Here is a 24,300-nt window from a genome sequence, read left to right on the forward strand (position 1 = left end):
TCGTGGGCAAACGCTGAGAGCAGAGAGACTTAGGGTTAAGTCTTTGGATGATGCCGAGGGATCATTGATTTCATAGACAGCCAAACTTTTGTTGTTGTGTTTTATTACCTCCTGCGTACAAGACAGTCTGTCAGAAAGAGGCTATCAAGGTTGCAAGGGCGCTATTTTTTATTGTTTTTATAAAATTTCGCAAAACATTAAACCAGCAGCCCAGTTGCGGCAATGCACCTTATCTCAACTTGTTGTAAGTGATTCGCCACTTAAGATAATGATAATTAAGACATTAAATCATATGAGAATTACAACTGGGAATGTTCCCAATAAAGATAATAATAACAATATAGATTACTGTTTCATTTCAATTATCTTCATTTCGGTCGATACCAGAGATAATTAAAAATAAAAGAATCAATAATATACTTTTGAGTAAAGCGGTCGAAGGTTGAGCAAATCGCAGAGTCAAACGAGAAGTAAACCATTCAACAAATTCATCATTAAGAGCTTGTTTTATAACATCTTAATAATTCAACTACTCATTAATTAGCAAGGTAAATGGTCGATATCTCACAATACAAAAAGAAATTAGCCATTGCACCGACTATACATAGCCTTAATCGATACACTTGAACTATGGTTTACCTTTCAGACCGACCATTTCCCTAGGTATTTACAAACCAACAATAAACGAGTGTTCTGCGGCTTTATTCGCCACCTTTATCGTTTCATTGTTAAGATGCAGTGAACTTTTCACTGGATGGACCATTGATAGGGAGGTCTTCGCCTATAATCCCTGACAGTTTTGGTTACTACGTAAAAATTATGTTTCTAACACCTTATTTTTCAGACACTAATCACCAATTTCAGTTTACTCGTGAGCAAGCAAGTCACTTTGCAAAGCGCGTAGCTGGTGATTACAACCCTATTCATGATGAAGACAACAAACGCTTTTGTGTGCCAGGCGATCTGCTTTTTGCCGTCTTGCTAAGCAAAGAAGGCGTGAGCCACAAAATGCGCTTCGATTTCTCCGGAATGGTGAACGATGGTGTGGCACTTCACATTGAAAATAAGTGTGAAAAAGAAAGTGCTGTTGTAGACGAAGCAGGCAAAGAATACCTGCACATGTCTCGCGAGGGTGAAACCAACCACGATCCAGCCTTCATTGAACATGTAGTCACAAACTACGTTCAGTTCTCTGGCATGAACTTCCCGCACATCATGGTTCCTCTAATGGAAGAGAAGCAAATGATGATCAACTGCCAACGTCCATTGGTGATTTACGAAAGCATGGAAGTGGAATTCAACCGTCTAGACCTGACTCACCCTGAAGTCGACTTCACAGGTGCAACATTCGATGTTGAAGGTAAGCGTGGTGTGGTAACGCTAAACTTTGCCTTTAAAGAAGATGGTGAAGTAGTAGGCAAAGGCATCAAACGTATGGTAGCGAGTGGCCTTAAACCTTACGACCAAGAAGCGGTAGACGATTTAGTCCAACGCTTTAACGAACGCAAGAACGCCTTCCTAGCAAAGTTCGCTAAGGCAGCCTAGTCTTCAGGAAGCAGACTTCAACAGAGTAAGCTTCACTAGATAAGGCCCTGCCGACCAATTTCAAAAATTCATAAGAAAGCCCAGTGACTTCACTGGGCTTTCTTTTTATCTGTGTTTTTTATCTGCGTTTTTTTATCTATGGCTCTCTTTTTGTAAGCGATTGGCTTTACGGTCATCAAATCCAGCGACGTACTTGGTTCTTATAATCCAAATAATCTTCACCAAACAGTCGTTCTAATGCCCGCTCCTCTGGCTTAATTTGAAAGCGATTCATGTAAGCAACAAACAATGCACCACATAAGATAACACTGAGGTGCTGCCACCATAGTCCAATCGCAATGATGACAAGCAATAGCGCGACGTACATTGGGTTACGTGTGTAAGCGAACACGCCAGTATCCACCACCTGCGAAGCGGTTTCAGGCTTCACTGGGTTCACGGTTGTTTTCGCTTTACGAAATTCGTAAACACCTGCGATTCCGATAAAGCCAGCAATCACAATGAGCCCAGCGGTAACAAACTCAACGAACGGCACGGTAATTTTCATCTCTGGCATGGCGTCTTTTAGCCAGTACATCAGGAGTACCATCAACAGAAACAAAGCGACAGGTGGGACTTTCAGCTCAAGCTTTTTCAATCTTCATATCCTTATGAGAATAAAACGTTGTCATCGTCAATAACGGTTCTTAAATAATAAAAAGCCCAGTCAAACTGGGCTTTTATAAAATACTATATCAAGGTTAGCAAAGCTTGAACTGGGTGTTTAGGTTTTACCCCTTCAAAGCGTTTGACTTGGCTTCGGCAGGAATACCCCGTAATCAAGCAGCGTTCATTGTCGAGCTTGTCCAAGTTTGGCTTCCAGCTCAGATCATAAATGTCACGCGACATCGATAGCTTGTCTACCTCATGGCCAAAGGTCCCTGCCATGCCACAACAGCCAACAGGCACGGTGTTCAACACTGCACCAAAGTGAGCGAAAATAGCCCCCCACTCTTTCTCGGCATTTGGCATTTTGGTCTTCTCAGTACAATGGGCGAACAAATACCAAGGCGCTTGCTGTTTCGATTCAAGAGCATCGAACTCGTTCAGCCTTGGATACAACCACTCATGAGCGGTAAGCACATCGAACTCGCCGCGCTTGCTACCTAATACCTCAGCGTACTCATCGCGGTAACACAGCACCAATGCAGGATCGACGCCCACCATTGGAATGCCTAAATCCGCGACCATTTCCAAAAACTTCGCGGTATCTTGCGCGGTGTTCTTAAACTGACGTAAGAAACCTTTGATGTGCTGGGCTTTACCATTTGGCTTAAACGGTAGAAGAACCGGATTCATGCCGAGTTTCTGAACGAGCTTGATGAAGTCTTCCACCACCTCGGCGTCGTAATAACTGGTGAACGGGTCTTGAACAATCAGCACATGCTTTTGTTTGTCTTCAGAAGATAAACCGCTGAGTGCTTGCAAGTCATAAGCCGTGGTTAACGTCTCTACTCGCTCTTTCAAAGTCGGCACAGACAACAACGGAGCATCAACATAACCTACAGTCGAAGCCGTTAAACTCTGCACCCAAGATTGTTTAAGCACACCATTTACCACACTTGGCGCTTTGGCCATCAGTGGCAACATGGATTCAATGTTTGATACCAAGTAGTCTTTTGCCGGACGTTGGTAACGTGAGTGGTAAATATTGAGAAAGCGAGAGCGAAAGCTAGGCACATCCACTTTAATAGGACACTGGCTCGCACACGCTTTACACGCTAAACAGCCATTCATCGCTTCATACACTTCATGGGAGAAGTCATACTCGTGACGACGATTAATAGAATGACGTACACGGTCGATCATGGTTTTGATGGACGTTTTGTTTTCCAACGTCTGCTTCTCTAGGTCGAGAATATCAATGCCCTGCTCAGTCAATTGGCGCAGCCACTCACGAACTAAGCCCGCACGCCCTTTCGGTGAATGACGGCGGTCTGCCGTGACTTTCATTGAAGGGCACATAGGTGAGCTGGTGTCGTAGTTAAAACACAGGCCGTTACCGTTACACTCCATCGCTTGCTTGAAGCTATCACGTACCTGTACGTCAATCTGACGATCGAAGTAGCCGCGTTTGGTGTCGGTGACTTTCACAAGCTCTGCATCGCTATTTAGCGGCGTACAGATCTTACCTGGGTTCATTTTGTTGTGTGGGTCGAAAGCGGCTTTGACGCGACGTAGTTCAGTAAAAAGTTCTTCACCAAAGAACTCTGGGCCGTACTCAGAGCGGAACCCTTTACCGTGCTCACCCCACATTAAACCACCGTATTTTGCCACCAGCTTAACCACTTCATCCGAGATTTCGTGCATCAAGGCTTCTTGATGAGGATCGCACAGATCCAATGCAGGACGAACGTGGAGCACACCTGCGTCTACGTGGCCAAACATGCCGTAGTTAAGTAATTTTGCATCAAGCAACTCGCGGAACTCAACGATAAAGTCCGCCAAGTTTTCCGGTGGAACACAGGTGTCTTCGGCAAACGCAACAGGCTTAGCGCGCCCTTTCGCTGCACCCAATAGACCCACAGCTTTTTTACGCATGTTGTAGATACGGCCGATGCTCGCGACATCACTGCACACTTGGTAGCCAATGATGCCCGCTTCTTCTGTTTCTAGCATGCTATCAAGCTTGGCCGTTAGGAACGCAACTTGAGAAGCAACTTCTTCTTCATCCTGGCCAGCGTACTCGACCATGTTAATGCCAAGCATCTCTTTATCAGGTACGTCGGTAATCAAGTCACTAACGGTGTGCCAAACGATGTCTTGTTTCGCGAGGTTCAGTACTTTTGAGTCTACGGTTTCAACCGACAACGCTTTTGCTTCAACCATGAATGGTGCGTTACGCAATGCAGAATCAAAACTGTTGTATTTAACGTTAACCAGAGTTCGCGCTTTAGGAATGCGGGTTAGGTTGAGCTTCGCTTCCGTGATAAACGCTAATGAGCCTTCCGCACCACATAAAACTCTTGTGATATCGAAGCTATCTTTCTCTTCGTCAAACGCATTTTTAAGGTCATAGCCCGTAAGAAATCGGTTTAACGGAGGAAACTTATCGTTAATTTGCTGGCGTTTGTCACGGCATACCGACTCCGTCACACGCATTGCCGTATCGGCAAATTCCCCTTCATTCGGCAAGCCATGAGAAAGGTCGGATTCCAAAACAGAACCATCGGCAAACACTGCTTGGAGAGAGAGAACGTGATCGGACGTTTTACCGTATTTAAGCGAACCTTGACCGGACGCATCCGTGTTGATCATCCCGCCGATCGTGGCGCGGTTACTGGTCGATAAGTCTGGAGAGAAGAAGTACCCATAAGGACGAACGGCATCATTCAATTGGTCTTTGACCACACCCGTTTGAACACGAACCCAGCCCTCTTCTTCATTCACCTCTAACACTTTGTTCATGTGGCGAGACAAGTCGACCACAATACCTTTCGTTAAAGACTGGCCATTGGTGCCAGTGCCGCCCCCACGAGGAGAAAAAGTAATGCGTTCGTATTCTTCTCTATTGCTGAGTTTACCGATGAGGGAAACATCTTGGGTGGTTTTGGGATGGACAACAGCCTGAGGGAGTTGTTGGTAGACACTGTTGTCAGTGGCTACCGCGAGACGGCTAGAATACTGGCTTTCGATATCGCCAGTGAACCCGTAATGCTCCAGCTCTTTGAGAAAACTAAGAACAAGAGGATCGACATCCGTTTGCGAGTGTAATCTTGGTAACATTTGCTTCCTGCCCCTACTGCGCTGATCCAATCAGCTGCGGGTTATCTAATTTTTAATCATCCTTGCCTTTCGCTCCAACAGCCGTTTACGGAGGAAAGTCGTGAATGAAGTTGTTTTCTTTGAATTATGTCACTTTACAACATTTAAAAAAGCGTTCAAATCAGAATCTCAATACAATATTTAAACTTATACTTTATTTTTGAAGGCTTGATGCCTTACATTGAAAGGGAAATAGCCTTTCAATATGAGCTTTCAGGATGAAAAAAAAATAAAGTTGTAACCACTGAAGATATCCTTCTAAAACTTTGCCAGTCGGTTTCTGGCGTTCTCACTTCAGCAACCTCTTCTCAAATTAATTACTCTGCAATGGTGCAAAAGATCAATAAAACCAGCCTCAAGCCGGATTTTGGTTGTTTTGTGCTGTTTGATGGCGGTTTCACTGGCCTAGTTGTGATTAACTTTACCGCGAAGGCGCGCTTGAGATCTACACCAATTACATGCGCAATATGGGCATGCCAGAAGAAGAACTGGCAATCTCACACACCTCAGATGAAGTGGGCGATGTACTGGGTGAGCTGATGAACCAACTTGTTGGTGACTTCACCAACAAGATTCGCAAAGAGCTACAAACCAATATCACTCAGAATCAGCCAAAAATGCTATCACTGAACAAGCAAGTGATTCTGCAAGTCGATACCAACCTCGACCGCCCACAAGCGCGACGTGTGACTTTCTCAACAGCAAACAAAATCAATAACTACATTGATAAAGAATTCAAAAACATCGATCGTGAGACGTTCAAGAAGCAGCTCAAAGAAGCGATGAAAAACATCACGGCAGACTATGAAGTAGGCTTGAAGAAAGGCCGTAAAGTCTCCGTTAACCGTGGTGTTGGCGGTGAACAAGCTAGGAAAATGTTGGGCGACTCTTCTAAGTAACAATAGAACTGGTCACAACGTCGCCAACTATAAGAAAAAGCTTACAAAAGTTCTCTCTGCCTGACGTTCTCATAACAAATATCAATACTTTCTATTCCATAATTCACATCCCATTATGAGGCGCACTTGCGCCTCGGCTTATACGGAGATTTTCCCTTGAAAAAGATGTCTATTGCACTTGCGCTAGTGCTGGCTCTTACTGGCTGTCAAGCAACACAACGCCAAAACGCAACCACAGGTGAATACGAAACTAACTCAACCACGCAAGGTGCGCTTATCGGTGCGATCGCAGGTGCGGCAATTGGCCTAGCTGTGGGTGATAACGCAAAAGAACGCCGTAAAGGTGCTTTGATTGGTGCAGCTGCTGGCGGTGCAACAGGCGCTGGTGTTGGCTACTACTTCGACCAACAAGAAGCGGAACTGCGTCGTGCCCTACTAAACTCTGGCGTACAAGTTGAACGCGTTGGCGAAAACCAACTGCTTCTTCGCATGGAAAACGGCATTGGCTTCTCTTCAAGCTCTTACCAACTTGATTCAAGCATCCACAACACACTGCGTGGCGTGGCTCGAATCCTAGTTGAATACCCAGACACAAGTCTTGTGATCGATGGTTACACAGACAGCACAGGTAGCGATTCTTACAACCAAACGTTATCAGAGCGTCGTGCTGAATCAGTACGTCAATACCTAGTATCACAAAACGTTGCACCAGGTCGCGCAATCGCCCGTGGCTACGGTGAGCGTAACCCAATTTGCTCAAACCAAACTTCTGAAGGTCGTGCTTGCAACCGTCGTGTTGAAATCCAGATCTTGCCACTGAAGTAATTTGGTTGCACCATATCGGTAATAATAATGATTACCGGAGCAGGTCTAGCGAAGTGCGCTAGACCTGACATACCCAATGTCTTTCAGAACCATTGCCCTCACCTTTGCTTTAAGTACCTGCTTTAGCAACACAGCATTTGCTTCCCCAAACCCAACACAACCGGAAGCCCAATTCGACCTTGCTCAGCAACTGGCACTGAAACCCAACCCAGAGTCACCTACAGATGCCCGTTATTGGTTAGAGCAATCGGCACATCAAGGTTATTTGCCCGCTCAAAAGCAATTAGCAGAAGATTACGCACGCGGCTTAAGCGGTAATATCGACTACACTCAGGCAGTCTATTGGTTTACCTCGGTTGCATTAAATGATCCGACTGACCGCGGCTTTCTGTTAGCGGATTTTGTTCAGCATCATCAAGCTGACATTTCAAACTCTGATCTGGTGGAAGCTTGGTATCAATTGTCTGCACTTAAAAACCCTCAAGCAGAACAAGCCTACAATCAGTTTTTAGAAGAGCGCTTCAATCAACTCAGAGCGAAACAAGTTTCTGAGATTGTCGAGCTTGATAAAAAAGCCACCGATGAAGAGAAACAAGAAAAAGTAGAGATACAGCAAGAGGCTAAAGCGGACGAGTCCAACATTTGGTACGCTTCCGGTGCACTGGCTGTCGCTTTGCTGCTGGGTGGAGGTGCCTTTGGGTTCCGTAGAAACAGTCATAAAGCTAAAGTGAGCGCTGCGTACGAAGCCTCTAAGGCTCAGCAACTAGAGACACAAGTTAAAGAACTGCAGTTTGCTAACAAACAGCTTAAACGCCAATTGGAAAAAGTATTTAAAGAGTTTAAGAAGATCAAAGGGCAGCCTGAAAACCAAAAGCTCCTCATCGCTTGTGCCATGTTTGGCTATACTCCGCAAACCATCCCAGACAGTAAGGCAGTAAAGTTGCGCTACAGACAATTGTCAAAACTCTATCATCCTGATTCTAGGGGAAGTGAAGAAGAGATGAAGCGTTTAAATCAAGCGTTTAAAACTATTTCACAAAATGTTACAAAAGAGTAAAACACCGTCGCACACCTTAGGCTTGCGAGCTTTTCACCCTCGAAAACAAAGGCTCGCAATCGATCTCCCTCTCAAACAAATTAACAGACATTTAACCTGCCTATCTTTTGTATGCCATAATACTCGGCGAAAAATAACACCTAACGACTCAAAATTCATATAGGTGGGGAGAAAATCAATGTTCACTGAAGAAGGCACCTGTGACTGGTGTAAAAAACCTAGCTTTGTAACTCGTCATGATTACGTAGATGGTAAGTACCACAGTTCTTGCAAAGCTTGCTACGACATCGCCAAAATCGATGTTCGCCTATTCAACCAAGGCGAATTGCAAATGCGTGAGCGCATGGCGCAAAGAGCAAGTTAACAAGAACAAATCAACGGAACTGATTTTCAAGGGCGCCTTTTTACAAGGCGCTTTTTTGATCCCGCTTCAATACTTGCCTCACCGAGATTGTCTTGAGGGTATTCATATTCCCTAACTCTCCGGTGTTTCGATGTCTATTAACAAACCTATCTAAAACAATGTCACTTATTTCATAGTGAAGACGATGGTATTCCCTGTCAGCGGGTCAAACCAATGATGGTTCTGGAGTATAGTTTTTGCTCAAACACAAAACATTGGTGACCACATGTATACAGATGAAGCAGCCGCAATCATTGCCAACCAGCCGCCTGAAGTCGTTGCGACTGGTGAGTTGATGGTTTTGAAGAACACAATCAAGCGAAAAGTGTCAGGGCCTAATAGAGCTCGTCTACTGAGAATCGCAGGCTCCGATTTAGGCAGTCTATGTACACGAGCAAACCCTGGCAACATAGAACAGATTCGTGCCATGTTTCAATCCATGGTACAGCTCGTTAGAGCCGGTAACATTGGCCAGTTTGAAACAGAAGTCGCACGCGCAAAAACCGAATTCTAACCATTATTAAACATCGATCCTTGTATTTTCAGGCTGCGAATTCGCAGCCTGCTTTTTATCTACTTATCGAATTAGGTCCCCTGTTAGCAGCCATCTTACTGCCCGCTTCACTTCAAACTTCCGCTGTATATTTATCTTCCTCACAACTTTAAGGACTCTTAAAACCCAGTAGAGAGTCTCAAAAAGTACTGTATAAACCTGGAAAAACCACTGTATATAGAGCTCGAAAGTACTGTATATACAGTAGTAAACACCTGTATATACTGTACCGAAATGCAGACCATCTCACATTTCTCCACCCTTATCAAATATGTCAAAAATTAAAAATAGTCATTTAATTTCAATAACTTAACAAAAATAAAATGATAACTAAGAGAACGTTTTTCAACTCAATTCATAAAAATCGGTTGATCAGGAATCAAAAACAAACTACTGTATACACATACAGCATGTATAAAGGAACAGTAAGATGCAGTTACAAACTCAATCTCATACATACTCTCGTTACAACGTATTGGCACAAGCAACACAACCTATGGATGTGTCTGACCAACTGCTTTCTAAGTTGGCAGTATTGTCTCAACAGCAACAATGGGTCCTGTTTACCGCTGATTGCCCTCGTCCTGATTTTGAGCAACTTGCTGCTTCCAACATTCGCTGTCAAAACATCATTCAGATGAAGCCATCTCAACAGCTTTCTGAAGTGGAAATCGTGATTAAAGCTATTCAGTCTGGTAACGCCAGCGCCGTCGTCGCGTCGAACAAGATTGCATTAATGAACCAATCAATGCTTCGCGACATCGCTCAACGTTATCAGTGTGAAGTCTTTTTCGTCGAAGGCAGAGTGAACAAGTACCACTAACAAGATCGACGTTATCCATCCTGCATCTCGCCTCCTTTTAAGGAGGCTTTTTTTGTGCTTTAATAAATCAAAGCAAACGTTTGCTTTTTCTCTGGCGAGTTCAAATAGTTCTGGTATGATGCCTTCATTCGATTTATTCAGCGCATACTTCTCGCTGGATATCTTCTCTTTATGACGTTTGATTAAGATGATAGGAATGTCGCAATGAGCCTTGCTAATCAAGTACTTGCCGTCAATGACGACCTGCCAATTCGCACCCACAAGCCTGTTCACAGCGGAAAAGTCCGCTCTGTTTACTGGTTAACTGAAGAAGACAGCGCACGACTGATCAAAGAAAAAGGATACGATGTCGCTCCTGATGCCCCACTGGCCATCATGGTGATCAGTGATCGTATCTCAGCCTTCGATTGTATCTGGCATGGCGAAGGTGGGCTCAAAGGCGTTCCGGGTAAAGGCGCTGCGTTGAACGCAATCTCTAACCACTGGTTCAAATTGTTTAAAGATAACGGCCTTGCTGATAGCCACATCTTGGATATCCCTCACCCATTTGTTTGGATCGTACAAAAAGCGAAGCCAGTTAAGATTGAGGCAATCTGCCGTAAATACATCACGGGCTCTATGTGGCGTGCCTACGCAAACGGCGAACGTGAATTCTGTGGTATTGAACTTCCTGAAGGTCTTGAGAAAGATAAAGCGCTACCTGAATTGCTCATGACGCCTTCAACCAAAGGTATTTTGAAAGGCATTCCTGGCGTTCCTGAAGCGGATGATGTCAATATTACTCGCCAGAACATCGTAGACAACTTCAAAGCCTTTAACTTTTCAAACGCAGAAGACATCGCGGAGTACGAGAAGCTATTAAAAGAAGGCTTTAACGTTATCAGCAATGCACTCGAAGCTATTGACCAAACGTTTGTAGATACCAAGTTTGAATTTGGCTATGTACACGACGCGGCAGGTAATGAGAAGCTTATTTATATGGATGAAGTCGGTACGCCTGATTCATCGCGTATTTGGGATACGAAAGAATACCAAGCGGGTAACATCGTTGAGAACTCGAAAGAAGGTTTCCGTCAGTTCTTGCTAAACCACTTCCCAGATCCCGATATTCTACTAAACAAAGAGCGCATGCCAGAACGTGAAGCGCTTGCTCGTGATAACGAACTGCCAGTAGAGTCTTTGATGGACATCTCACGCACTTACATCGGTATTGCAGAGAAGATAACGGGCCAACCAATCAAGTTGAGCAACGATCCAAAAGCTGAAATCATCGAAATTTTGAGCAAAGAATACGGTTTGATCGACTGAAGTAACACTCAGTATTGAACGGTTAAATTAACCAAACGAAAAGTCCGCACAAGTGCGGACTTTTTTATGTTTTGAACAAAGCGACGAGTCGTCCCCTACTCTATATCAAGCGTCAACCCATCCGATGTGGATGCCACTTTTTTGGTTACTTGATAGTTTCTATCTTTAATCGTAGATAACATATACCACGTTGACTCTGCTTTCTCTGGTGTAAAGGTGACACCCATAAAGCCACGTTGCTTGATGTCTGTCCATTGCAGTTCAGAAACTAAATTCGGCAATGTATATTCCATTTGAGCAATGGCGACGGGCTCCAACGCTAAATATTCTTCCAAGCCCGGAGAGCTGACCGAACTTGTCGCGAACTCGACACCAACAGGGTTGTTTGACACATCCTTCAGTTCACTGGTCCACGCATTGTGCGTATCACCAGCTAAGCAAACAAAGTTGCCTGAGCTTGCTCTAGCGATTTCATAAACACGCTCACGTTCCACATAATAGCCATCCCAAGCGTCTAGGTTGTATGGCAACTTTATGGTGTCTGAACTTGGATCAGCAAGATAACTGGCGATCGCATTGTTTACTGCTAGCAGCGCGTCCATTTTCTGCTCATCCGTCGCCGTAAAGAGTTGGAACATCGCCAACATCACCGAGCTAGGTAGCTCCATTCTCGACATAAGAACCTGCTGCCCAAGCACATTCCATTTTGCTTCTTGATTAAACGCATTCATTAACCAAGCGAGCTGCTCTGTACCAAGTAGTTCTCGTTCTGTACTGCGAGACTGCGCAACTAATCCACCAATCGCTTCCATAGTAGGAGCATCGAGAGAAAAATAATCCAATGGCTGGTCACGGCCTACCAATCGAGTATCGAGCATCATCAAATTGATCAAATCACCAAAGGCAAACTGACGATAAATCAGCATATTTGAAAAGGTATTTTCTCGCACAGGAAGCCACTCAGTCCAAGCCGCTGCAGCCGCGGCGCGTCTATCATTAAAACTGCCTTCGCTGTTGTGGTGGTTTTCCGCCCCTTCCTTCCACGCATCATTGGCTAACTCGTGGTCATCCCAGATTGCGATCATCGGTAATGCTGCATGCAGAGCTTGGAGATCTTGATCTTGGCGATATTGAGCGTAGCGCTTTCGGTAGTCATCTAACGTAATACATTCGGTGCCCTTGCTTGGCTCACGTCCCAATGCTGCCGCATCCTCACTGGCATAACCCCCAGCACCATATTCGTAGATGTAATCGCCAAGATGTAAAACCACATCGAATGACGCTTTTTGGTGCTGTTCCAAGATCTCTTTATAGACATTGAAGTAACCCGCCGGATAATTCGCACAAGACACAACGGCCATCGATGCTTTGTCTACACTGCCTTCTGGTAGAGTCTGCGTTATGCCTACAATACTGCTCGCCTCACCGACCATAAAACGGTAGTAATACTGTGTATTGGGGTTGAGATTTTGCACATCTACCTTCACCGTGAAATCACGACTGGTATCTGTCGCAAAGGTGCCGCTTTGCTCAATACTAGAGAAATCTTCCGTTGCAGACACCTGCCAAGAGACATCGACATAACTCTCCTCCGTAGTCACGCGTGTCCAGATGATTACTTGAGTTTGAGTTGGGTCACCACTGGCGACACCATGTTCGAATGAGGCAGCGGTGACTGTATTTTTATCATCACTCCCACATGCAGTTAGTGTGGTAGCAACGGCTCCTGAAGAGACGGCTTTTATAAAATCTCGGCGAGACAATGACATAGTAACTTCCTTTGTTATTGTGTTCTTATCGATGCGCGTTTTCCTACGCTAAGTAATAAGCCAATTTTGGTATTGGGTTTGTTTGGCTAATTACTCTAAAAAACATTAAGTTAGAAGCTAGTTATGACAATTGCATTTCTGGATGTGACATTTTTGTTAATTAAAGTGTAAATGCTCTATATTCATCACATTTCCAACAAACTATGAACCTATTGATAAATATGATATTCAAAACAAAAAAAGCGACCCGTTATAGGTCGCTTTGTGTTTGAGGATATGTTCCTTGGCGTTAGAGCTTCAAATTAAGCACATCTTGCTCTGCAGTTTCTACTTTTAGTTTACTTCGAGATTCAATGTACTCTATCTGCTGAGAGTCTAACGAATAAGGCATCACTACACGTAACTCATGGATTCCTTCATGTTTTGCTAGTTTCACCAACATCACTAGATTGGATTCATCGCTCTGACGTGAAGACATCGATTTTAAGGCAGCATCCCAAAGGCGATCCTCTGGTTGGCTTAATTCCGCGATGTTCTGTTTCCACATCAGACCAAAAATGGGAGCGATGGTGGCGAAGGCCTCCAAAAAGGTCCACTTCTTACTTCCCGTTGCTCCTAGGAAGCTTGTGTAGTCGAATTCAATGCATGTCTTTCCTTGTTGCTCCATCCTATGCCTCGACACTCTGAACTGAGGTATACAAAATATCGTTCAATTACTTTGATATAGCAATAGGATATAAAACAATGGTCTTTTATGCCTTAATTTGACCTCAAAAGGAAATATTAAAACCAGCTTTGTAACAAATGATGTACAGCTTCGCCATATATACGCATCCAATTGATTAATATTTTAAACGCCAAACTAAAAGCACGCTCCCACAAGGAGAAGAAGCAAATCGGTACTAGAGGTTAACCAATTTGATTCCCAGTCCAATACGGGTTTGTGAATGGTCATAATCAATCAAGGTTTCACCATAGCCATGGTAGCCCTGAACATACAAACCTAGGATGTCATTAAAGTACAAGGTGTACCCCAATTCTACGCCACCTTTGTCATCGGCAAAGTTGTAGAAGCCTCGGGTATTAAACACACCAGCGCCAGTGTAGAACTTCGCCCACAATTCATAGGGTGCATAGTAGTCTTCCATGTCGTCATTTTCTGTGGTGACGACCCACCAAGCATGCGCACCGTATTCAACTGGACCGGAGAAACGCTCAGCAGCGAGATAAAGACGATCCCAGCTACGAGAAAGCTTACTCGACTGGCCGTTTGATTCATGCTTGTAACCTAACTCTAAGTGGTTAAATAACAGCATGTTTGATTGGTGAGCCAAGAACACTTGTGGTTTGTAATTGGTCTCTCTGAACGGAGAGGAAATGTCAGAGTTAGCGAGTTGCCAGAGAGACTTTTGCGTGTATGCGCCCATTAACGCGGTGCCAGAGCTGAATCGGTAAAACGGGATCGAAGCTGAGATCTGAAACTTCACTTCAAACTGTTGCAGCGAGTCCATTTCAGAACCGAGTTCGTTGTAAGCGTTTTGATTGATGTCGGTGGTGTATGTACCTAATACGTAGTTGTCTTCATAAGTTGAAATCTGTGCAATGTTTTTTCCGTAAGCCAATGCGGGACACAACAAGAATGGAATTACTTTATATTTCATCGTTTTCCTTCACGCCGCTCAAGAGGAGCGGCAAATTCATTCCTTATCACCTAAAAATTAGGTCATAAGCTGCAAGGGAGACGTATTAAAGCAATTATCGTTCCGGGTTATGAATTTCCTTATTTCACATCCAGCACACGACTGGCTTTTTTGTACTGCACTTTCCAACCAGACCAACGAGGTAGCTCCCAGCGTTTAGGGTCCCCCTTTCGATTGCCATCGGTATAAATAACATGAACCAACTTGCGAGACACGAAGTACTCCACGTCGAGTTTTAATTCAGCCAACAGCAGTTTAAGCGGAAATTGCTCTGCAAAGTCCTGATACTCCCAATCAGGAATGCCTTCGAATGAGATATCGTCCGCTTCAAACAGTTCAATGTCTTCCATGCTTTCCACACCAAGCGTTTCTAACTGTTCCACGAGCCAAGTTGAAAACGACAAACTATCAAGCTTTGCTTTATCAACAGGCTCAGGGTTTAATCCAAGCGCGTTATAAATCTTCCAATGTTGTATTTGCTGTTTTCTTAACGGGGCAAAACCCGGTAGTAGCGTTTCGGCTTCAATCATCTCCACGATGGACTGAACGGCGACACCACCTTCAAGCGCTTGGTATTCAGTGCAAATGGTTCGCCCAGCATAGATCAAATGCATGGTCGCGCGCGGCGCTTCTTCCTCATAATTGGTTTCGCCTTGCTGCCACTCGCCAAGTTCTAATTCACGCAACAGCTTAAGTGAAATGGGCAGCATGACAGAGGCAAGGTTAAGAGTCTGCTTTACGCCTCGTCCGGGCACGCTATGACTATCTAGCACCAATGCTGCTTCGCTTTTTTCGGGGAAACGGCTATTGCGCCCGACCATCATTTCCATCAAGCCATTGCCTAGCGCGTCACGACGTCGTTCTCGGCGCACAAATACAAGTTCTGGATGTAACTTGGCAATGGCTTTGGTCAACTCATCACGTTTGTATCGCGATGCGACTTCAAGATCCGGCAATTCAAATACTTCTCGCATTTGTTTTGCTAAACCTCGCGCTTCATCAAGCACGCTTGCATCAACATTAACGCCAGGAAGCTGCTCCCCTCGCACCAAACGAATCATCAACGAGGCATCGCAGCCAAATGGCTCTTCTTGTGCTAATGCTTCGGCCGATTCCCCACCTTGCAATTGATACAATTGAGCGGGTACAGACAACGCTGCTGCTAAGTCGATCATTGCTTCTTTTTCTGCTTTGGTTTGGATACGAGTCACTAAATCCGCAAATAAGGCATCAATTGGTAAAGGGTAAACTTTTTTACCGTGTTCGGTGATGTCACCTTGCTCGTCTATCGCTTCCATCCCTTGCAGGGTTTGGCGTGCTGAGTTAAGTGACTTTTCAGGCACAGAGTCGAGGAAGGAAAGTTCGGAAAGCCTATAACCACAACAAGCCGCAGCGAGCATTGACTCTACAAGTTCTTCACGGTGCAATTCAGGTGGCGTCACCAGTTCCAACGGAGCATGCTCACCAAACAAGCGAATACACGCCCCTTCAGCAACACGACCTGCCCGCCCCATTCGCTGCGCCGCACTGGCTTTAGAAATGTTGGTTAATGTGAGTGCTGTGCGTCCATTTCGTTGCACGGTTCTGCGTTCTAAACCACTGTCGATCACGACGCGGATGTTTGGAATGGTCAGAGAGGTTTCCGCGACGTTGGTTGCCAACACCACTTTGCGTTGCTTTTGTGCTGTCAATGCACGGTGTCGTTCTTCATCACTGACTGACGCATGTAACTTCACCACCAGCACATCATCAAGGTTTTGCAGCATCTGTGAACATTGAGTGATCTCTTTACGACCCGGTAAGAAAACGAGAATATCGCCCTCTTCGTCTTCCAAAGCTTCTTTCACTGTTCGAACTACATCATTCTCGCAACCCTTTTTGTTCGGCAAGTAACGGCTATCCAGTGAACGATGGGTAACGGTAACAGGAAAACAACGACCTTCCGAGCGCAGCCGTTTGGCATCCAAATAGTTCGCCAGTTTTTCACCCTCTAAGGTCGCTGACGCGACAATCAAACGGTGCTGTTTTTCTTGCTTTAAAATCGCCGTAAGGAGATCAATGTCCCAGCGGCGTTCATGAAATTCGTCCACCATCACGATATCGAAGCTAGCCAGTTTGTCTTCCGCGAACCAACGCAGTGCAACACCGGGTGTCACGAACACGACATTGGTGTTTTCATCGTAGTGTGCATGAAGCTTAATCGCGTAACCAATCTGCTTACCAAGTGGTTGGCCGGATTGTTCGGCAAGAAACTCGGCTAACGATGTGCAAGCAATTCGACGTGGCTCAATCACCAATACTCGGCCGTGATTGGCCGCCCAAAGCGGCAACCGTGTGGATTTACCAGAACCGGTTTCGGCTTCTACCACTAAATGGTGGTGGTTCACGAGTTGGTCAAATTCAGCTTGTAAGCTATCGATAGGTAATTGAGACATAAAAGATAGAACGTGATAATGGATTGCGAGGCATTATACCTGAGTGAGAAATTCCTGCTTTAGGAATCGCTTCTGACTAATTAATGACAGTATTATCGTTTCAGTGACGATATTTTCGTCGGTAATTGGATTTTTTTTGCGACATTACGTTGATGTACATCAACGAATGTTTACAACTAAATAGTGAACCCGTTAGAATTTTGCACGCATCCTTCAACCCTACATTTAAGGCACCCAATGAACAACGACAAGCGCCCACTCTATATCCCATATGCGGGTCCGGCTCTTTTAGCGACCCCTCTTTTGAACAAGGGCAGTGCGTTCTCCGGAGAAGAACGTAGTTCATTCAACTTGGAAGGTCTTCTACCAGAGACGACTGAAACCATCCAAGAACAAGTAGAGCGTGCGTACCAACAGTACAAAAGCTTTGAAAGTGACATGGACAAGCACATTTACCTACGCAACATCCAAGACACGAACGAAACGCTATTCTACCGCCTAGTTCAAAACCACATTTCAGAGATGATGCCGATCATCTATACACCAACCGTTGGTGCAGCGTGTGAGAACTTCTCAAACATCTACCGTCGTGGTCGTGGTCTGTTTATCTCGTACCCGAACCGTGATCGTATCGATGACCTGCTAAACAACGCAGCAAACCACAACGTTAAAGTTATCGTGGTAACGGATGGCGAACGTATCTTGGGCTTGGGTGACCAAGGTATCGGCGGCATGGGTATTCCAATCGGTAAGCTTTCTCTGTACACAGCGTGTGGCGGTATTAGCCCGGCTTACACACTACCAATCGTACTGGATGTGGGTACTAACAACCCGCAACGTCTAGCAGATCCTATGTACATGGGTTGGCGTCATCCACGTATCACTGGTCCAGATTACGATGCGTTTGTTGAAGAGTTTATCCAAGCAGTACAACGCCGTTGGCCAGATGCCCTGATCCAGTTCGAAGACTTTGCACAGAAAAACGCAATGCCACTTCTAGAGCGCTACAAAGACCGCATCTGTTGTTTCAACGACGACATTCAAGGTACAGCGGCGGTAACCGTAGGTTCTCTACTTGCAGCATGTAAAGCGGCAGGTACTAAGCTATCTGATCAACGTATTACTTTCTTGGGTGCTGGCTCAGCAGGTTGTGGTATCGCAGAAGCGATCATCGCACAAATGGTGTCGGAAGGGATTTCTGATGAGAAAGCACGTTCACAAGTTTACATGGTTGACCGTTGGGGTCTATTGCAAGAAGGCATGCCTAACCTTCTTGATTTCCAACAGCGCCTAGTTCAGAAGTTCGATAACACGAAGAAGTGGGAAAATGAAGGAAATGGCTTCTCACTTCTTGATGTGATGCACAACGCTAAGCCTACTGTACTGATTGGTGTATCGGGTGCTCCAGGTCTCTTCAGCGAAGAAGTGATCAAAGAGATGCACAAGCACTGCAAGCGTCCAATCGTGTTCCCACTATCGAACCCAACGAGCCGCGTAGAAGCAACACCAAACGACATCATTCGTTGGACAAACGGTGAGGCACTAGTAGCAACTGGTAGCCCATTTGAGCCAGTGGTTCATGAAGGTCGCTCTTACCCAATCGCACAATGTAACAACAGCTACATCTTCCCTGGTATTGGTCTCGGTGTACTAGCAGTGAATGCCAAGCGCGTAACGGACGAAATGTTGATGGAATCAAGCCGTGCATTGGCAACATGTTCGCCATTGGCTATCAACGGCAACGGTGCCCTACTTCCGCCACTAGAAGAAATTCACTTGGTATCGAAGAAGATTGCATTCGCTGTAGCGAAGAAAGCGATTGAACAAGGCGTTGCGCTAGAAATCACCGATGAAGCGCTAAACGATGCCATTGACCAAGCATTCTGGCAGCCAGTTTACCGTCGTTACAAACGCACAGCATTCTAAGTTTTGCTACGCTTTGTATAATATTTAGCCCTCGCATTGCGGGGGCTTTTGTTTTTTATGCTTTTTTTTCTCATCCTAACCATATTTTGGCATAAATGGGCTTCTCTCTTTTCATTTCTATCAGATATGATGAGGGATACACATTGAAATAAGGACATCGAACGTTTTGCTGTTTTCTCGCATAAAGTCAAACTGGAAGCTCAAGTTCTCATGGAAGCGTCTGGCTTTGGTTTTGTCGATCTCTTTACTCGGACTCTTGGTCACCGTTATCGCCATTGACCGTTGGGTCGTGCTGCAAGCGCAAGAAGAAATCTTCACCGACTACGAACAAGTACCAGAGCACGAAGTCGCAGTCGTACTTGGCACCAGTAAGTACATTGGGAAAATCCTTAATACTTATTACACCCACAGAATCAACGCCGCTATCGAGCTGTACAAACAAGGAAAAGTGAAGCAGTTTTTGTTGAGTGGAGACAACGCACATCGCTCTTACAATGAACCTTGGACGATGAAGCGCGATTTACTCAGAGCTGGTGTGCCAGAAGAAGTGATTCATCTCGATTATGCAGGATTTCGTACTTTAGACTCGATCGTGCGCGCTAAAAAGATTTTCGCCTCCGAGCGTTTCTTGATTGTCACACAACGATTCCATTGTGAGCGTGCTCTGTTTATTGCTGATGCTTATAATATCGATGCACAGTGTTTGGCCGTAGCGGGCCCAACAGCGAGTAAGCAGAAACTCAATATGAGAACACGTGAACTGATGGCCCGCGTGAAAGCATTTTTGGACTTGTACATCATGAATACGCAACCGCGCTTCCTTGGCCCTCAAGAGCCAATCGTTGCAGTGGAAGAAAAGCAGGAAGCCATCGACAACGAACGCAATATCCCGGTTCAGTGAGTCGAGCCAAGTGTCGCTTCTTTCAACATCCTTGTTCAATACAACACCGCGATAACAATTCATTAAAAGTAAATGGGTAGATTTCTACCCATTTCCAATTCTCAACCTCACACTTTCTTATTCCGCCGCCGATTCAGACAAAACACCCTTTCGCATTCGCAGTAACATTTAAATTAATAAATAACTACAAGTCAGTTACTTTGCCATAAAAAACCAACACTAAGGCAATGCAAAAGGAGCACAACCATGACCGCACTCGCTGTGACATTGAAGAACTGGTTCTTCACACGCAACAGCATGATATTGACGTCTAATGTCCTGCTATTCGCTATTCTGTTCAACACCTTACCCTTTGAGCCCCAAGTCGTAACCGGCTTATGTATTTTGATTTTCGTTGCCGTACTTTGGTTGACGGAAGCCATTCACGTAAGCATCACGGCCCTATTAATCCCGTTACTTGCGGTGTTCTTAGGCGTATTCAATACCCAAGCCGCATTGAACAACTTCTCCAACTCGATCATTTTCTTGTTCTTGGGTGGTTTCGCACTCGCCGCCGCGCTTCACAAGCAAAAACTCGATCAAGCGATTGCCGACAAGGTATTGCTGATTGCGCGCGGTAAAATGTCTGTCGCGGTCTTCATGTTGTTTGGTGTGAGCGCTGGCCTATCAATGTGGATCTCTAACACCGCAACAACAGCGATGATGCTGCCTTTGGTTCTTGGTGTAATGAGCAAACTAGATGCGAAGAAGAGTCACAGCACTTACCTATTCGTGCTACTTGGTATCGCTTACAGTGCGTCGATTGGTGGTATCGCAACACTGGTTGGTAGCCCACCAAACGCAATCGCAGCGGCAGAAGTTGGTCTGAGCTTCACTGAGTGGATGGAACTTGGCTTGCCGATTTCATTGATTCTTATGCCTATCGCAATCTTGGTGCTTTACGTGATGACCAAGCCGGATTTAAGTCATCAATTCGAACTTGACCACAAACCTGTTGAGTGGACAAACGGTAAGAAGATCACGCTGGCGATTTTCCTATTAACAGTAACATTCTGGATTTTCAGCAAACCAATTAACGCCATGCTGGGCGGCTTCGCGAAGTTCGATACTTTGGTGGCGATTGGTGCGATTCTTTTGCTTGGTGCTTCTCGCGCTGTAGAGTGGAAAGACATTGAGAAGACGACTGACTGGGGTGTTTTGATCCTATTCGGCGGCGGTATTTGTCTAAGTAACGTCCTTAAAGCAACAGGCACAAGCGTATTCTTAGCTAACGGTCTAGCTGGTTTCCTAGAGCAAGCAGGCGTACTACTCACGATCCTATCAGTGGTTGCGTTTGTTGTTTTCTTAACAGAGTTTGCAAGTAACACAGCAAGTGCGGCGCTATTGGTGCCCGTATTTGCCACCATTGCAGAGGCACTTGGTCTATCGCCAGTCATTCTGTCAGCATTGATTGCTGTAGCTGCATCATGTGCGTTCATGCTGCCAGTAGCAACGCCACCTAACGCGATTGTATTTGCGACGGGTCATATCAAACAGAAAGAGATGATGCGAATCGGTATGGTGCTGAACGTTGCATGTATCGGTGCACTAACTCTATTCGCTTGGTTGTTCTGGTAAGCATCACTCAAATAAAAAAGAGCTGCGCTCAAACGCAGCTCTCTTTTCAAACTAGCACTACGACTGCTGTCCTTGGTAATCACCCGAATACCTAACTACTACCCCCTAGTCATGTTCAGCAGTTCCCTTTTGGTGGTCGGTCGGCCACCTTTTTTCTATGAAGCCTCAATTACCGCTTCAGATTGCTTTTGCATACCGTAGTTCACCTCTATTCTATTTCGGCCGTTACGTTTGGCTAAATACAAGACTTCATCAGCACGTGCCATGGTTTCAGAAACACGCTCATTCTGCATTTGAGCAACACCAATGCTGCACGTCAAAAGCTCACCATGCACCCAAAGATGCTTCTCAACATTCTCTCTGATCAATTCCGCTTTTTTAACGGCTTGTTCGATATTCGTGTTCGGACAGAAAACCACAAATTCTTCCCCTCCCCAACGAACAAGGCGATCTTCAGGTAGGATTGAGCTCGCAATCACCATCACAAACTCACGCAAGATATCATCGCCCATCTGATGGCCATATTTATCGTTAACACGTTTAAACTTATCCAAGTCCATGTAAAGAATGGAGAACGAATCATGTCCCCATCGAACTTGTCGTGCTTGCTGCTCTAGCCAACTTTGTACCGCGTGGCGGTTCATCGCACCAGTTAAAGCATCGCGATGAGCCAGTTCCGCAAACTCATAATTTTGTGTACGAAGCGTCGAATTCACCTTCTCTAAATGACGGTGGCGTTTCCGTGCTTTGTTGTATGCGATTTTATTTTTGCGCATTTCTTGTAGTGAGAATGCTAAACCCAGCGCCATCCATGAGAACAACAAAGCGAACAACAGTGTCGACTGCTCTACATATGCGCCTTCAAACTCAATCTTATCGATAACGATCTTATGTTTACCGAGTGCCGCCCCCGCTCCGGTTGCGATATCAATTCGAGTGATATTGGAGAACTCCGGTGCAGAATGTTCAATCGCGACATCGTTGTCATTCAACCACCATGTCATCACCTGAAGGTTTGCAATTGGAATTTCTATGATCTCACTAAAATCTGAGGGAGAAAACTGCATGCCATTGTATTTAATGGTGTACTCATCATTTGGATCTGAGTAAGCCGAGTTAAAGTTTCTCAAATACAAACGTAAGTTCTTACTAGGATTCTCTCCATTCCCTGCCGATTCATAGCGGACTTTAAGACGAACGGTATGGTAACTCGAAAGATCGAGCCCTTTCGTTGCTTCTTTTACATCGGTATAGACTGAGATTCCGCAGTATGGCCATGCATATTTGCTCTCTTTCAAATCACAGTTCAACACCAAGCTGTGATTCTGGTAGGTAATGTCAGACTCGCTAAGGCCACCAGCAACTGCATCGTTTGTTACGTGGATATTGAACAAGTCTGGGGTCACAACCAGTTTACGAGTATCACCAAGCAAACTGTATAGCGCCACTAAACTGATGGTGCATATCGACAATGCAAAGATTAATTTATGTATCCACTTCATAATGATAGACCTAGTTACTGACTACTGTACTGTTTATATAGTGCAATGTACTGAAAGTTTTTTAACAATTCAAATAAAGTTATTTATCAAGCTAAAAAGTGATTTTTGATTCACACTCTCGTTTTCAATACACCTCCCTTACAAACTAAATGTGATTTTGGTTCAAGTCTGTAAGAATGTTCTCGCTAATTCTTATTTGCGAAGCATTTCACGCTGCTCAGAGGTGAGTGTTTAAAAAGGCAGCGAACACGCTTCAATTCAACTTCAGCGCCGCTTTCTTCTGCCTCTCTTCTTTACTTCGGTATATACTGGTCAAAAACACAATAATGAGTAATGTCATGTCAATAATTGCTACAGGCACGCTAAACAAAATGCGTGCTTCTCTAGATGGTGCAGTAAGCTACCGACTGCCAGTGGGTGAAGAAGAAGTGGATTTGAGTCCGTTTCTTGGAAGAACCCTCACCCTAACTCACACAGGTAACATCTATTGTTGTTCTTGTGGTAAGAAAACCAAGAAGAGCTACTCTCAAGGCCACTGCTTTGTTTGCATGAAGAAGTTGGCAAGTTGCGACATGTGCATCATGAAGCCAGAAACTTGCCACTACGAACAAGGCACCTGCCGTGAGCCGCAGTGGGGTGAAGAGAATTGCATGGTGGACCACTTCGTTTACCTATCGAATACTTCGAGTTTAAAAGTGGGCATCACGCGCCATACGCAAATTCCAACCCGTTGGATCGATCAAGGCGCGACACAAGGTCTGCCTATCTTCAAAGTGAAAACTCGTCATATCTCTGGCTTGATTGAAATCGAGCTAGCAAAACACATCGCCGATAAGACCAACTGGCGAACGCTACTTAAGGGCGATGGTGAGCCAATTGAGCTGCAAGAACGCTTCGCAGAACTGCTGCCATTAGTGGAAGATAAAATCGCTGAGATTAAGCAACAGTACGGTGACGACGCGATCGAAGTGCTAAGTGAAAATATCACTGCCCTAAGCTACCCAGTTCAGCAGCATCCCACCAAAATTACTTCGCACAACTTCGATAAAAACCCAGTTGTTACGGGTACGCTGCAAGGCATTAAAGGCCAATACCTGATCTTTGATACTGGCGTGATCAACGTGCGTAAGTTCACCTCTTATGAGGTTGAAGTGAGCGAATAAGCCCACCTTCACTCTATAAAAACAAAAAAGCTCGAGCCAAGTGCTCGAGCTTTTGATTTGTGGAATCGTC

The 24,300-nt window shown here is 45.0% G+C and carries 18 protein-coding genes and 1 pseudogene; 12 read left to right on the forward strand and 7 right to left on the reverse strand.

Annotated elements, in window-relative coordinates; genetic code table 11:
- The first annotated feature begins 819 nt into the window (after positions 1–819).
- The gene (locus tag KHO06_RS10985) at positions 820–1,545 is read left to right on the forward strand and encodes a DUF3581 domain-containing protein (protein ID WP_212581580.1); all 726 of its coding nucleotides are present in this window, start codon (positions 820–822) and stop codon (positions 1,543–1,545) included.
- Between the two features lie 175 nt (positions 1,546–1,720).
- Here KHO06_RS10985 and KHO06_RS10990 read toward each other — a convergent pair whose 3' ends face one another.
- Positions 1,721–2,182: an isoprenylcysteine carboxylmethyltransferase family protein gene (locus tag KHO06_RS10990; protein ID WP_005428055.1), complete on the reverse strand. Its 462-nt coding sequence runs from the start codon at positions 2,180–2,182 to the stop codon at positions 1,721–1,723.
- Between the two features lie 92 nt (positions 2,183–2,274).
- Complete coding sequence (locus KHO06_RS10995) at positions 2,275–5,310, reverse strand: FAD-binding and (Fe-S)-binding domain-containing protein (protein WP_212581581.1); 3,036 nt, start codon at positions 5,308–5,310, stop codon at positions 2,275–2,277.
- A gap of 291 nt (positions 5,311–5,601) precedes the next feature.
- Here KHO06_RS10995 and KHO06_RS11000 point away from each other — a divergent pair.
- The 7 genes and pseudogenes from KHO06_RS11000 to KHO06_RS11035 all read left to right on the forward strand — a co-directional run bounded on the left by KHO06_RS11000 (position 5,602) and on the right by KHO06_RS11035 (position 11,217).
- Positions 5,602–6,248: pseudogene (locus tag KHO06_RS11000) on the forward strand (DUF3334 family protein).
- Between the two features lie 156 nt (positions 6,249–6,404).
- Positions 6,405–7,073 (forward strand): OmpA family protein, encoded by a 669-nt coding sequence (locus tag KHO06_RS11010; protein WP_005428024.1) that lies wholly within the window; start codon positions 6,405–6,407, stop codon positions 7,071–7,073.
- A gap of 76 nt (positions 7,074–7,149) precedes the next feature.
- Positions 7,150–8,130: a J domain-containing protein gene (locus tag KHO06_RS11015; RefSeq protein ID WP_212581582.1), complete on the forward strand. Its 981-nt coding sequence runs from the start codon at positions 7,150–7,152 to the stop codon at positions 8,128–8,130.
- Between the two features lie 178 nt (positions 8,131–8,308).
- Positions 8,309–8,494, forward strand: a complete 186-nt coding sequence (locus KHO06_RS11020; RefSeq protein ID WP_005428035.1) for a hypothetical protein — start codon at positions 8,309–8,311, stop codon at positions 8,492–8,494.
- 265 nt (positions 8,495–8,759) lie between these two features.
- Complete coding sequence (locus KHO06_RS11025) at positions 8,760–9,047, forward strand: hypothetical protein (protein ID WP_005428049.1); 288 nt, start codon at positions 8,760–8,762, stop codon at positions 9,045–9,047.
- Between the two features lie 469 nt (positions 9,048–9,516).
- Positions 9,517–9,909, forward strand: coding sequence for a SulA-like leucine-rich domain-containing protein (locus tag KHO06_RS11030; RefSeq protein ID WP_105065168.1), 393 nt, complete (start codon positions 9,517–9,519; stop codon positions 9,907–9,909).
- Positions 9,910–10,113: 204 nt separating this feature from the next.
- Positions 10,114–11,217, forward strand: coding sequence for a phosphoribosylaminoimidazolesuccinocarboxamide synthase (locus tag KHO06_RS11035; RefSeq protein WP_005428063.1), 1,104 nt, complete (start codon positions 10,114–10,116; stop codon positions 11,215–11,217).
- 95 nt (positions 11,218–11,312) lie between these two features.
- Here the strand turns inward: KHO06_RS11035 and KHO06_RS11040 are convergent, their stop codons facing one another.
- The 4 genes from KHO06_RS11040 to KHO06_RS11055 form a co-directional block, all read right to left on the reverse strand.
- Entirely contained in the window at positions 11,313–12,986 is a 1,674-nt protein-coding gene (locus tag KHO06_RS11040; protein WP_212581583.1) for an alkaline phosphatase D family protein, read from the reverse strand.
- Between the two features lie 289 nt (positions 12,987–13,275).
- Positions 13,276–13,653, reverse strand: coding sequence for a hypothetical protein (locus KHO06_RS11045; protein WP_005428025.1), 378 nt, complete (start codon positions 13,651–13,653; stop codon positions 13,276–13,278).
- Positions 13,654–13,888: 235 nt separating this feature from the next.
- Positions 13,889–14,647 (reverse strand): phospholipase A, encoded by a 759-nt coding sequence (locus tag KHO06_RS11050; protein WP_005428061.1) that lies wholly within the window; start codon positions 14,645–14,647, stop codon positions 13,889–13,891.
- A gap of 119 nt (positions 14,648–14,766) precedes the next feature.
- Positions 14,767–17,121 carry a helicase-related protein gene (locus tag KHO06_RS11055; protein ID WP_212581584.1) on the reverse strand — a complete coding sequence of 785 codons (2,355 nt, stop codon included), beginning with the start codon at positions 17,119–17,121 and terminating at the stop codon, positions 14,767–14,769.
- Between the two features lie 237 nt (positions 17,122–17,358).
- Here KHO06_RS11055 and KHO06_RS11060 point away from each other — a divergent pair, with 237 nt between their 5' ends.
- The 3 genes from KHO06_RS11060 (at position 17,359) to KHO06_RS11070 (ending at position 21,565) form a co-directional block, all read left to right on the forward strand.
- The gene (locus tag KHO06_RS11060; protein ID WP_038891325.1) at positions 17,359–19,047 is read left to right on the forward strand and encodes an NAD-dependent malic enzyme; all 1,689 of its coding nucleotides are present in this window, start codon (positions 17,359–17,361) and stop codon (positions 19,045–19,047) included.
- Between the two features lie 166 nt (positions 19,048–19,213).
- Complete coding sequence (locus KHO06_RS11065; protein WP_005533464.1) at positions 19,214–19,948, forward strand: ElyC/SanA/YdcF family protein; 735 nt, start codon at positions 19,214–19,216, stop codon at positions 19,946–19,948.
- A 246-nt stretch (positions 19,949–20,194) separates the two neighbouring features.
- Complete coding sequence (locus KHO06_RS11070; RefSeq protein WP_038891330.1) at positions 20,195–21,565, forward strand: DASS family sodium-coupled anion symporter; 1,371 nt, start codon at positions 20,195–20,197, stop codon at positions 21,563–21,565.
- A gap of 155 nt (positions 21,566–21,720) precedes the next feature.
- On the opposite strand, the gene KHO06_RS11075 is transcribed toward KHO06_RS11070, so the two are convergent.
- The gene (locus KHO06_RS11075) at positions 21,721–23,067 is read right to left on the reverse strand and encodes a diguanylate cyclase (protein ID WP_038891332.1); all 1,347 of its coding nucleotides are present in this window, start codon (positions 23,065–23,067) and stop codon (positions 21,721–21,723) included.
- A gap of 338 nt (positions 23,068–23,405) precedes the next feature.
- On the opposite strand from KHO06_RS11075, the gene KHO06_RS11080 reads away from it, so the two are divergent.
- Positions 23,406–24,230 (forward strand): DUF2797 domain-containing protein, encoded by an 825-nt coding sequence (locus tag KHO06_RS11080; RefSeq protein WP_050913462.1) that lies wholly within the window; start codon positions 23,406–23,408, stop codon positions 24,228–24,230.
- Positions 24,231–24,300: the final 70 nt, after the last annotated feature.

Source organism: Vibrio sp. B1FIG11 (genome assembly GCF_905175335.1).
Taxonomy (GTDB): Bacteria; Pseudomonadota; Gammaproteobacteria; order Enterobacterales; family Vibrionaceae; genus Vibrio; species Vibrio campbellii.